Origin of the sequence: Ciceribacter sp. RN22 (assembly GCF_024054295.1) — a bacterium.
GTDB classification, from domain to species: Bacteria; Pseudomonadota; Alphaproteobacteria; order Rhizobiales; family Rhizobiaceae; genus Allorhizobium; species Allorhizobium lividum.
Window position 1 is genome coordinate 2,037,086 of sequence record NZ_JAMXLD010000001.1, and the last position, 12,867, is coordinate 2,049,952.

4 protein-coding genes are annotated in these 12,867 nt (G+C 62.8%); all 4 read left to right on the forward strand.

The window, feature by feature from the left end; genetic code table 11:
• The first annotated feature begins 246 nt into the window (after positions 1-246).
• The 4 genes from NHF53_RS10085 to NHF53_RS10100 all read left to right on the forward strand — a co-directional run bounded on the left by NHF53_RS10085 (position 247) and on the right by NHF53_RS10100 (position 12,575).
• On the forward strand, positions 247-792 hold the full coding sequence (locus NHF53_RS10085) for a hypothetical protein (protein WP_252834070.1): 546 nt from the start codon (positions 247-249) through the stop codon (positions 790-792).
• Between the two features lie 38 nt (positions 793-830).
• Complete coding sequence (locus NHF53_RS10090) at positions 831-8,798, forward strand: hypothetical protein (RefSeq protein WP_252834071.1); 7,968 nt, start codon at positions 831-833, stop codon at positions 8,796-8,798.
• A 133-nt stretch (positions 8,799-8,931) separates the two neighbouring features.
• On the forward strand, positions 8,932-11,115 hold the full coding sequence (locus tag NHF53_RS10095) for a type I secretion system permease/ATPase (RefSeq protein ID WP_252834072.1): 2,184 nt from the start codon (positions 8,932-8,934) through the stop codon (positions 11,113-11,115).
• The gene (locus tag NHF53_RS10100; RefSeq protein WP_252834073.1) at positions 11,112-12,575 is read left to right on the forward strand and encodes an HlyD family type I secretion periplasmic adaptor subunit; all 1,464 of its coding nucleotides are present in this window, start codon (positions 11,112-11,114) and stop codon (positions 12,573-12,575) included. The genes NHF53_RS10095 and NHF53_RS10100 overlap by 4 nt, the downstream gene beginning before the upstream one ends.
• The last annotated feature ends 292 nt before the right edge of the window (positions 12,576-12,867 follow it).

A 12,867-nucleotide genomic window follows, 5' to 3' on the forward strand; every position in this document is an offset into this window, starting at 1 on the left:
GAGAGATTGTCTCAGCGTGTTGATTACTACGATATCGATCCCCGTTGGCTAGGTATCAACGACGACCACGACGGGCATCACGCGGCCCACTCTGCGCATGCTGCAGTTGTTTCCAGGTCGCAGGCAATCTTATTCGCCCAGAAGGTCCAGCGACGCGTAGCAGGAAAGCATCCGTATCGCGTCATGCGGGATCGTCGATTGCAACAGATTGCGGCCTGACCGCTTCGCCCCAACAGGGAGACCTTCTTGCAGGACATCGTCACAAGAATTGCCAGCATCCCGTTCATGGACATCGGGATCTATTATTTTGTCGCCGAGGCAGCCTGCATCGTCGCGTTCCTGTATCGCAGGAAGATCGCTTTCGAACTCTGGTACGTTGTTTTCGGCGGGTTCTTGGTCCCTACCACTATCATCCTTTACGCCTATTTCTACCTTGGCTTCACGCCGCTCAACCACTCATGGTCTCATATTGCCCTGCTCCAGTTCCTGACCATTGTCTCAAGCGGATCAATCTGTTGGGCATTGTTCCGAAGACGCGCACCCTATCGGAATGATAATTTAGAAAAGTCTATCTATGCTGCAGTCGTAGTAATTATAGTCGGAGTCTTATCTGACTATTATTTCAATATTGAACACTTCCGAGAGTGCTTATCACTAAAGTGTAAGCAACTAAGTTACATCTTCGGAAACAATCTTCACGTCTCCTTTTTTACCTATGGTTCTTTAATTTTTACATCTGGTGGCCTCATCCCATTCGAGGCCGCGATTTTCCGATTATTCCACAAGCGCTGACGACAACCTGAGCACATAAGCCTTCGAAAGGAACTGACATGGACCGCCGTCTCCAGAGTGCCATTGAGAGCCTCAATCGGGCGTTCAACGCTGCGCAGGTGCCTTATGCCGTAGCTGACGGTGCCGCCCGTCTCGCGCTCGGCGGCTACATTGCCTACGCCTATAATTTCGGACCGGCATCGCGGCTACCGAGCGTCCAGAAGAAGGCGCCGCAAGTCAGCAAGGCTCTGGGCGGTCTCGATTTCGAAGAGATCGCTGAAAGTGCCACCAAGGGCTCCAAGGTAGCGGCGGTGGCGCGAGCCGGTGCGGTGCTCGACAGGACGAATTTCGCGCTCACGCTCGGGGCGGAGGTAACCTATGCCGCGGCCCACGACTTCAAGGGAACTCACGTACGTGCGGCGGCAATCGACTTCGCTGCGGGGATGGCGGCGGTCTCGGCGGGTGCCAAGTTGGGAGCGGTGGTGGGCATGTCACTTGGGCCGCTGGGTGCCGCAGGGTGGAGCGCTGGTTTTGGTATTGCTGCTGGCATTGGCTACGCATTGGGTTTCTCGCCCGACTCCTATCTTCCAGACAATCGCCTGAGCCTCGAAGAGCGAGCGCTGAGGAGTGCTGCCCGCCCGGTAGATTATGCCAGCGTGCATGTAACCCCGCAGGAGATCAGGGAAGCGGGCTCGGTACTGGCGGCGAAGCAGGCTGCCGTGACCGGCGATGCGATCGCCCGGGGAATGTACCAGCGCCAGGTGAACGCGGCCGCGGCGGACAGGAAGTCTTCGCTGTCGCTAGAGGCGCGCGACGAGCGGGCGGCGGCCAGCTCCGGCAAGGGCAGCGTTTCCGGCGCATCGCGCAGCACCGCGAACAAGGCCGCATCGAGCTATTCGGCGAACAGTTCGTGGGGCAAGGATTCCCCCTCCGAGCATCGCACGACGGCTTCGGGCAAGAGCGGCTCGGGCAGCAGTGTTTCGGGGGCCTCGCGCAGCACGGCGGGCAAATCGAGCAGTTCCGGCAAGACGGGCGGTCTCTCGGGCGCCTCGCGCAGCACCAGCGGCAAGGCCAGTAGCTCAAGCAGTCCCGGCAGCTCGGGCGGTTCGCGCTCGTCGAAGAGCAGCGGCCTCTCCGGGGCGTCGCGCAGCACATCCGGCAAGACCAGCGGTTCCAGCAAGGGCAGCGTCTCCGGCGCCTCGCGCAGCACGGCGGGCAAGACCTCGTCGTCATCGAAGACCAGCAATGCGGTGGGCGGCCGGCTGGGGCGGGTTCCGATCCTCCTCGACCTCGACGGCGACGGGCTGAAGATCACCCGGCTCGACGACAGCCACCTGTTCTTCGACATCGGCGGCGACGGCTACAAGCACCGTGCGGCCTGGGCGGGCGCCGGTGACGGGGTGCTGGTCATCGATGCCGACGGCGACGGGAAGATTTCCGGGCGGCGCGAGGTGGTGCTGACCGACTGGGATCCTTCCGCCGGCACCGATATGGAAGCGCTGCGGCAGGTGTTCGACACCAATCATGACGGCGTTCTCGATGCCGGTGATGCGCAGTGGCAGCAGTTCAAGGTGGCGGTCACGCAAGGTGACGGCACGGTCGTCCTCAAATCGCTCGACGAACTCGGGATCCGCTCGTTGACGCTGACCGCCGACGAGACGCACCGGGAGTTCGAGGACGGCTCCTCGATCGACGGCGAGGCGATCTTTACCCGCACCGACGGATCGACGGGCAAGACCGCGACGGCGACGCTGGCGATCGACGCTCAGGGCTATGCTGTGACGGAGACGGTGACGACGGACGCCGCGGGCGTGACGACGGTCTCGGTGCGTGCGCTCGGAGGAGACGGCTCGCTCGCCTCCGAAACCGTCCGCACCACCAGCGCCGACGGCAGGACCGTCGTCACACGCTTCGACAATGACGGCGACGGCGTGGTCGACCGCATCCTGACGCAGGTGACCGAAACGCTTGCGGACGGGCGGCAGCGCCTCACCGAAACGGCGCGCAATGGCGCGGGCGTGCTCATCGGATCGACGGTCACGACGACCAGTGCCGACGGCCGGGTGATCGAGATCGACCGGGACCAGCTCGGCGGCGGGTTCGTCACCGAAACGGAGCGGCGCGAGACGCTCGCCGACAACAGCCTCGTCGTGACCATCGCGGAAAAATCGGCGGACGGCTCGGTGATCCGCTCCGAACGGACGGTCCTTTCGTCCGACCGGCAGGCGACGAGCACAGCAGCCGACGAGGACGGCGACGGCGTGTTCGAGCGGGTATCGGCGTCGGCGACGACCCGCCATGCCGACGGTACGCTGACCCTGCGGGACAATGTGACCGCCGCAAACGGAACACTCCTGTCGCGGACGGTCACGGAGGTTTCCGCGGACGGTCTCGGCCGGGCGGAAACGATCGACAGCGACGGCGACGGGCTGACCGACCGCAACACCGCCTCGACGACCTCGCGCGACACCACAACCGGTGTGACGAGGATCTCCGAAGCGGTGAAGGCGCGCGACGGTTCGCTGATCGGCACGACCACGACGACAGTGACGAGCGACGGCCTGTCGAAGGTGGTCGCAAGCGACGAGAACGGCGACGGGGTGACCGATACGACCACCGCCGAGGTGACAACGATTTCCGCCGACAAGACCCGGACCCAGACAATCACCCGGACAAGCGCCAACGGCACGCTGCTTTCACGCACGGTCACCGCGCGGACGTCCGACGGCCTGACGGGCAGCAAGACGGTGGATTCGGACGGCAACGGGGCCGCCGACCAGACAGTGACGGTCGTCAAGGATGCCGCCGGACAGACCGTCGAAACGACGAGAACGTTCAGCGCCGACCGTCGCCTGCTTTCTTCGACCGTCACGACCACGAGCAATGATGGCCTCAGCATCCGCGAGGAGAAGGACCGGTACGGCAGAGGGATCGTCGACGAGACCCTGCTGGACGTCACGGTTCGGCAGGCCGATGGTAGCGCGCAGCAGACGGTGGAGCAGCACAGTGCCGACGGCAGCCTGATCCGGAGAACGACGACCGTCACCAGCGCCGACGGGCTGAACGTCCGGGAAAGCGAGGACCTCGACGGGGACGGCGTCTTCGAGCGGGTCAGCGACGAGCGCACGACGGTGGCGACGGACGGCAGCCAGCAGACCGCCGTGGAAATACGCAGCGCTGACGGGACACTGCTGTCGCGCGAGACGACGTCGCTCAGCGCCGACCGGCGACGCACGGAGAAGGCTACGGACGAAGACGGCGACGGAAAGGTCGAGACCGTCAACGTGGTAACGATCGGCGCCGACGGCAGCCGCGCGGAGGAAACCACGACGACGACCGATCTCGGCGCGCTGACGTCGAGGACCCTTGCGACGACCAGTGCGAACGGTCTCGCCGTAGACGCTGCAAAGGACGTGGACGGCGACGGCGCGGTCGATACCCGCACGACGACGCGCACCGTGCTTTCCGACGATGGCGGCCGCATGACGACGCAGGAAGTGCGGGCGGGTAACGGGCATCTCATCCGGAGGGACGTGACGGAGCGGAGCGGCAACGCCATGCTCTCCGTAGAGAGCACGGATGAGAACGGCGACGGCATCATCGATGCCACAACGCGTGTCCGCACGACGTTGAATGCCGACGGCTCGACGACGGCCGAGACCACGCGGCTGGTGGGCTCCACACTTGTCTCGTCCTCCGTCACCACCACGAGCGCGAACGGTCGCTCGACCGTCAGGACGACCGACAGCGACGGTGACGGCGATATTGACCGCAAAGTGATTGAAACCACGGAGCTGCAGGCGAGCGGTGCTGTTGTTGCCACGACCTCGACGCGCAGTGGCAACGGCGCACTGCTGTCGACGCAGACAATTACGACATCGGCCAATGGACGCTCGGTGCGCACCGAGACCGACCGCAATGGTGATGGCCATATCGACCTGGTTGCGCTCCACACGGTCAACAGCGACGGCTCGGTGATCGACAAGACAATGGAACTGTCGGTCACCGGGGCAACGGCGAGCTCGACGGACAAGATGGTTTCGCGGGATGGCCTCGTCTCGACGACACGTTCCGATCGCGACGGAGACGGCACTCTCGACGCCCGAAAGGTGGCGACGACGTCGCTGAAGGTAGACGGTTCCATCGAGACGACGACTGCCGTGTACAGCGGCACGAACAACCTCCTGGAGACAGAGACACGGCGAACGAGTGCGAACGGGCTTCAGGAGACAACGATCTGGACTGATGTCTATGGCAGAACCACCCGTTCGGTTGAACGATCCACGGTCAAGGGTGTCGACGGCAGCTCGACGACGGAGGAAACCACTCGCAAAGCGAACGGCCTGCTGGAAAGCAGCAGGACCAGCTTCAAGTCCGGCGATGGCAACACGGAAAGCGTCGTCGAGGATCGCGACGGCGACGGGATTCTCGACGAACGCGTGTCGAGCACGATTGGCGACGACGGTGTCAGGACGGAGATTTTCCGCGAGCTGACCGCCGATGGCGTGACCGTTTCCGCCATGAAGACCGTGACCACTAGCGCGAACGGCGCTCTCGTTGTTACCGCCTACGATGCCGATGGTGACGGGATCGCCGAAACCCGCGAGGTCGAGACGGTAACGCATAATGCCGACGGCAGCAGCACGACGCGGCTGACACGGGAGGAATGGGTCGCGGGCGTCTGGCAGCAGCGGGAATGGGAAGAGGAGACGAACTCCGGAGACGGGCTGGCGACGTCCCGACGCTCCGGTGATGCCTCGTACACGAAGATCGCCAGTCTCCTCCCGGACGGCTCACAAAAGACCGTCGAGCGTTTCGGGACCAGTGGAGCGGGGGCCGTTTCCGAGAAGACCCGTTCGGCAAACGGGATGACTGTCGGCCGGACGCTGGATGTCGAGGGCGACGGCATCGTCGACCAGCGCATGAGCGAGGTGACGGTTGCCAACGACGATGGTAGCCGCACGGAGACGATCAGCAACGTTACGGCCGACGGAACCCTGCTTTCGAGTGCTGTCACCACCGTCAGCGCCGACGGCCATGTGACCACTGTGATCGAGACCTCGAATGTGGCCGGCTGGACGCCGCGAACCACGAAGAGCGAGACCCGTGATCTCGCCGATGGTGGTTCGATCGTCACCGTCACGGCGCGCGGCCCGGACGGAAAGCTGCTGAACACCGTGTCGACGACAGAGACCGCCGACGGACGATCCGTTACGATCGAACGGGATGCGGACGGCGACGGCGCTGTCGACCAGCGCGAGGTGCGCACGCAGTTCGGCGATGGCCGGCTGTCGGTGGTCACGACCAGGGTCTTGCCCAACGGATCGCTGCTCGGCAAGACGACGACGACCGTCTCTGCCGACGGTCGCAGCACTGAGATCGAAACCGACAAGAACGGCGACGGGATCATTGATCTTCGCAGGCTGACGGAACGCACCGAATTTGCCGATGGCGCGGTAGAGACCGTCACGAGCGTCCGTGACCGGTCGGCCAAACTCACGTCGAAGTCCACGGAGAGCTGGAGCGCGGACGCAAGCGTGCATCGCGAGTTCACCGATGTCGACGGGGACGGTGTCATCGACCACACGGTTGAAGAGCGCACGCTTCTTTCAGGAGCGACCACCGCGGTCGTGAAGAATAATGCCACGGCCCGCAAGGCGTCGGAGATCCGCAGCGGCGAGATCTACTGGGGTAACGCAATCGCGGCGGAAATCGTGACCTCCCGGAACGCCGACGGTCTCTCGTCGACAACCACGATGGACATGGATGGCGACGGTCGTTTCGACGTCACGATGAACACCGTGACACAGATCGACGGCAGCCTGGTAACCGCCATCTGGGAGACCAATGCCGATGGCTCCGTGAAGGCGTCCGGCTCGCTGCGTGAGAGCCACGACGGCCTCGTTACCGTGCTTCTTCGCGACGACGGCAATGACGGCTCGATCGATTACACGGAAACGGTTGTCGAACGCGTGGACGGGTCGGCGATGCGGACGGTCGTTGAGCGCGACGGCGCCGGCAACCTGCTGCGCACGATACACGAGGAGATCGGCGGCGGTGGTGAACTGCGCCTGCGCGAGGTTTCCGACGGCGCCGGACGCATCATCCTCAGGCGGCAGTTGAACGCAGACGGCACGACCATTGAAACGAACTACGACGCCGCAAGCGGCGGCACCCTGTCGGTGAGCCGGTTCAATGCCGATGGCGTCCTGACGAGTGCATCCCTGTTCGATCCGCTCGGCCGGCAAACCTGGAACCGGGTTGAACAGACCTATTCCAACAATATTCTTTGGACGGAAACTGTCTATCAGGACGACGGCTCGCAGAGCCAGACCACGTTCATAGTGACAACCGGCAAGCGGTCGGCGTACAGCGAGAAAGACGCTTCTGGTGCCACGCGCTATTATGCCGCTTATAACGGCGGGGATACGCCGGTCAGAGACACCTCATACGATACCACCAACCGTGAGTCCTGGAGCCAGATCGACCGAAGCTACAATGCTTCCGCCGTCCTGATCTCGCAGTCCGTCAAGAACGACGACGGATCGTTGCGATACACGTCCTGGGATTCCAACGGCAAGCTCAGCTACACTCGAGAGACCGACACGCTTGGCCAGACACTCTCTGTCGCCTCGTATACGAGCGGTGTTCTCTTGAGTACCACCGTTTTCGACAGGGCGGGAACGCAGGCCTGGACACAACTGGACAAGAGGTACAGCGCTTCGGGCACCGTCATCATCGAGACGGACTATTGGGACGACGGCACAAGAACCACCACATCTTGGGATTCCAACGGCAAGCTCAGCTACATTTTCGAATTCAACACCCTTGGCCGAACACTCGTCGCCACTTGGTATACGAGTGGTGCTCTGTCCAGCTCGATGGCTTATGATCCGGATGACGTCCAAGACTGGACGCAGCTATACAAAACCTATAATGCCACCGGTACCATTGCCAGCGAGACCACCTATTGGGACGATGGATCGAGGCGATACACGTCCTGGGATGCCAACGGCAAGCTGAGTTTCACAAACGAGACCGACACTCTTGGCCACACGGTGTTCAGCGCCAGCTATACGAGCGGAGTTCTTGCCCGCACCACGGTCTACGACACGGCTGGAACGCAGAGCTGGAGTCAGGTTGTCAAGACCTATGACGCTACGGGCGCCGTGACCAGCGAGATGGACTACTGGGACGACGGCATACGGACCATGACGTCCTGGGATCGTGCGAACAGTCAAACCTGGGCAATGACCGTCGATCGCTACAATCAAAGCGGTCAGCTGATGGATAACGCGATCACTTACGACGACGGAACCAGACAGCTGACCTCGCTGGACCCGGCCAATAGCCAGACATGGTCGAAGATCGTCGAACTGCGCAGTGCGTCAGACGCTCTGACCAGACAGACCATCACCTATGACAACGGGACCACCAGCGTTTGGGTTCCTCCGGTCGTGCTCGACCTTGATGGCAACGATCATATCGATCTTCGCCCCTTCGACATCTTTGCCGCGGACCAACCCGGCCCGGCGTTCGACTGGGATGATGACGGCATTCGCGACACGACTGCCTGGGTCGGTGCCTCGGATGGCTTCCTCGCCATCGATCTTGCCGCCGACGGAGGAGTCGGTTCCGACGGGGTCATCGATCAGGCACGGGAGCTCGCTTTCGCCAACTGGGTCGAAGACGACGGTATGGTTTCCGACATGGAGGGGCTGCGGCTGGCGTTCGACACCAATCACGACAACGTCCTCGACATGAGCGATCAACGCTGGAACGAGTTCCGCGTCTGGCAGGATCACAATCAGAACGGCGTTTCCGACATCGGCGAACTGATGACGATGTCCGACGCGGGCATCCGGCTCGTCAACCTGCTGCCGTCGACCGAGGGCGCACGGACTTTCGCCGACGGCTCGATGATCACCGGGACGAGTTCGATGACCATGACGGACGGCTCGACGAGGCTTGTCGCCGATACGACCCTGTCCTTCCGTCCCTCCGATCTGAACAGCCAGGCTGCCTGACAGATGCGATACCGCCTGCGGCGATCAGCGCCGCAGGCGGTGGCCCGCCCCGGCCGACCGCAGGTCTCCGGCAATCGGATTACCCCGGCTCTCCTCGCCTTCGGCATGACGCCGGAAGCCCGCAAAGTTCGAAATGCACAGCATAGAGAAACCCTCCCCTCCCGATAGTAACGGCCAGGGGCCGCAACAGCCGCTGCCGGACAGCGGCCTGTCGGCCCTTGCGGCCATTGCCGGCTATTATCGCCTGTCCGTCAATCCTGGCGCCGTCGCCCGGCAACTGGCGCTCGGTGGCATCGCCACCCAAAGGAACGATCTGCTTCGGGCTGCGCGCCTCGTCGGCCTCAAGGCGCGATCGATTGCAGCTGGGTCCGCACGCATGGCGACCATCCCCGTGCCGGCGATCGCCTGCCTGACGGACGGTTCGTTTGCCGTCTTCGGCGGCAAGTCCGGCGAAGGCACGTTTCGGCTTGTCGACCCTGTCGGGTTTGCAAGCCGCGAGGTCGATGCGAACGAGTTGCTGCGGCTTACCGAAGGACGCTTCATCCTTGTCCAGAGGCGCTTCGGTGGGCCGGGCGCCGATCCGGGTGGGTTTGGTTTCCGTTGGTTCCTGCCGTCGATCTGGCGTTATCGACGCGCCTTCGCACATGTGCTGGTGGCCTCGCTCTTCGTCCAGCTCTTCGCGCTGATCACGCCGCTGTTCTTTCAGGTGGTCGTCGACAAGGTGCTCGCCCATCGCAGCTACTCGACGCTCATCGTCCTCGTCGTCGGCCTCGCAGTCGTCGGCCTCTTCGACGTGGTCCTCCAGTACCTCAGGACCTATGCTCTGTCGCACACCACTAATCGCATTGACGTCGAACTCGGACGCCGCCTCTTCCGTCATCTTCTCAGTCTTCCACTCGATTATTTCGAGAGGCGGCCGACCGGACAAACGGTCGCGCGTATCCGCGAACTGGAGACGATCCGCGGCTTCCTGACCGGGCAAGGTCTATTCTCCGGTCTCGACTTCATCTTCACTTTCGTCTTCATCTTCGTGCTCTTCAGCTATTCGAGGACGCTTGCCTGGATCGTCGTCGCCTCGATCCCCTTCTATCTTGCCATCGGCTTTCTCGTTCGCCCCTTCCTGAAGGAACGTATCGACGAGAAATTCAATCGTGGCGCCTGGAGCCAGCAATTGCTTGTCGAGTCCGTCGTGGGCGTCCAGACGCTCAAGGCGGCGGCCGTCGAGCCCGTCGTCTCCGCCGACTGGGAGGAGCGCCTTGCGGCCTATGTCAAATCCTCCTTCCTGGCCACGATGCTGGCAGCCAAGGGACAGAACGCCATCCAGTACATCAGCAAGGTGGTGAGCGCGGCCCTCCTGCTCTTCGGCGCGCAGGCCGTCATCGACGGTCACCTGACCGTCGGGGCGCTCGTCGCCTTCAACATGATCGCGGGCCAGGTCTCGCAACCGATCCTCAGGCTGTCGCAGCTCTGGCAGGACTTCCAGCAGGTCCAGGTTTCGGTCGCGCGGCTTGCCGACATCCTCAACGCTCCGGCCGAACCGCGCCCGGCAGCCGCCGTCAGTCTTCCGCCGCCGCGCGGCAGCATCGCCTTCAAGGCCGTCAGCTTTCGCTACGCACATGACGCTCCCGATGTCCTCAAGAACGTGACACTCGCCGTCCGGCCCGGCGAGGTCATCGGTATCGTCGGCCCCTCCGGATCGGGCAAGTCGACGCTGACCAAGCTCGTCCAGCGCTTCTACATCCCAAACAGCGGGCAGGTCTTCATCGACGGGCTCGACATCGCCCAGATCGATCCCGCCTGGCTGCGGGCGAGCATCGGCGTCGTCCTGCAGGAGAATATGCTGTTCAACCGGTCGATCCACGACAATATCGCGCTCGCCAATCCCGCCATGTCGCGCGAGGCGGTGATGCGCGTCGCCCGGCTTTCCGGCGCCGACGAATTCATCGCCAGGCTGCCGCGCGGCTATGACACACCGATCGAGGAGCGCGGGGCCAATCTGTCGGGCGGACAGAGGCAACGGCTGGCGATCGCGCGGGCGATCGCGACCAACCCGCCGATCCTCATTCTCGACGAGGCGACGAGCGCGCTCGATTACGAGAGCGAACGCATCATCCTCGCCAATATGCGTGAGATCGTCAAAGGGCGCACCGTCATCATCATCGCGCATCGGCTTGCAACCGTGCGACACTGCGACCGCATCATCGGCATGAAGGAAGGCCGCATCATCGAAGAGGGATCGCACGAGCAACTGCTCGCCCGCCCGAACGGGCTATATGCGCATCTCTGGCAGCTCCAGACAGGGGCGGCTCAGACATGAGGCTCCGCGTCTGGAACCGGCTACGTGGCAAGGTAAGTCGCAGGAGGGAAGATGCGGAGTTCCTGCCCGCTGCTCTCGAAATTCTCGAAACGCCTCCTTCCCCGATCCGGACCTCGCTCATCTGGTTGCTCTGCAGTCTTGCCACGGGCGCGCTGATCTGGAGCTGGGTCGGAACCGTCGATATCGTTGCGACGTCGCAAGGCAAGATCCAGCCCATCGGCCGCGTCAAGGTCGTGCAGTCACTTGAAACGGGAAGGGTTCGCTCGATCCCCGTCAGCAATGGCCAGCAGGTGAAGGCTGGCGACCTTCTCGTCGACCTCGACAACACCGAACTGAAAGCCGAAGTCGATTTGATAGCGGTCGGCATTGCCGCGCTCAAGGCGGAGATTCTCCGGCGAGACAAGGCCTTGGCGCTGGCGTCGAAACTCGACGCCCTGGACGACGATGTGCCCGCGCTTGCCGCCGCAATTGCGTTCCCGGACGATATCTCCCCGACCATCCGCTCGCGGGAACAGGCCGTCCTCGACGCCGACCTCTCCGAACTCCTCGCCACGTTCGCCCGCATACGCGCGCAGATGGATCAGAAGCGCGCGGAAATGGCTCGTCTGGAGGCGACCGTCAAGGCCCAACGCGATCTGGTATCCACACTTCGCGAGCGCGTCGCAATGCACACATCGCTGTTCAAGGGACAATCGGCTTCGAAGTCCGACGTCATCAATTCCACCGAGGTCTCGCAGCGCGCAGATGCAGACCTTGCCGAGATGATTGGACAACTCGCTGAATCCGGCAAGGGAATGCAAGTGCTCGCGGCCGAGCATGCGAGTGCTGTTCGCACCTTCATCGCCGAAAACGCCCGACAGCGCGCCGATGCCGCGCGCCGTATCGACGAGCAGGAACAGCAGTTGAAGAAGACCGCGGCGCGTCTCGGTTCGTTGACGATCCGAAGTCCAGTCGATGGGACCGTCCAGGCGTCCGCCATCACGACGGTCGGTCAGGTTGTGGCCTCGGGGGCGGAGATCATGCGCGTCGTACCCAGCAGCGGTCCGGTCGAAATCGAGGCCTATCTCCCCAACCAGGACATCGGTTTTGTCCACGCCGGCATGCCGGCCGTGATCAAGGTGGAAGCGTTCCCGTTCACCCGCTATGGCGTGATCGAGGGCAAAGTTGTCAGTGTCGCCATGGACGCCATTCCGGAACCCGACGCTCAGCAGATCGAGGGCGCCGCCGCAAAGGAACTCGAAAGCCTGATCCCGGTCGGCAATGTCCAGCGCATGCAGAACCTGGTGTTCCCGCTGACGGTACGTCCTGACCGGACAACGATCACCATCGACGGGCGCGCAATACCGCTCAAGCCCGGCATGGCCGTCACCGTCGAGATCAAAACCGGCAAGCGCCGGATCCTGGAATACCTGTTCTCTCCAATCGCCGAAGTCACGTCGGAGGCGATGGGCGAGAGATGACGGGAGACAAGCCCTGGAAAAGAAACCGCCCATATATGAGCCGCGCGTCTGTTGATTTGCGACCATGCACAGTTATTTGAGGTCAGCTTTGCCGGTTCAAACGCAGGGCTGACAGCTCGTCGGATTAAGCGACAATTATAGGGCTACAGAGCAAACGTAGTGATCATCACTATCGGTCGCGGCCCGCCAGTCAGTCCTGTCCATACCGAAGACATAGGTAACATCGTGTACCTAAGACATGGGTGACAACCTCGTGCCGAACGGGTTGTCGATGGTTTGCAAAGTCCTCTGC

Bases quoted from the DNA above. Each gene is read 5' to 3' on its own strand.
- NHF53_RS10090 (WP_252834071.1), top strand. From the start codon at position 831: ATGGACCGCCGTCTCCAGAGTGCCATTGAGAGCCTCAATCGGGCGTTC.
- NHF53_RS10095 (WP_252834072.1), top strand. From the start codon at position 8,932: ATGCACAGCATAGAGAAACCCTCCCCTCCCGATAGTAACGGCCAGGGG.
- NHF53_RS10100 (WP_252834073.1), top strand. From the start codon at position 11,112: ATGAGGCTCCGCGTCTGGAACCGGCTACGTGGCAAGGTAAGTCGCAGG.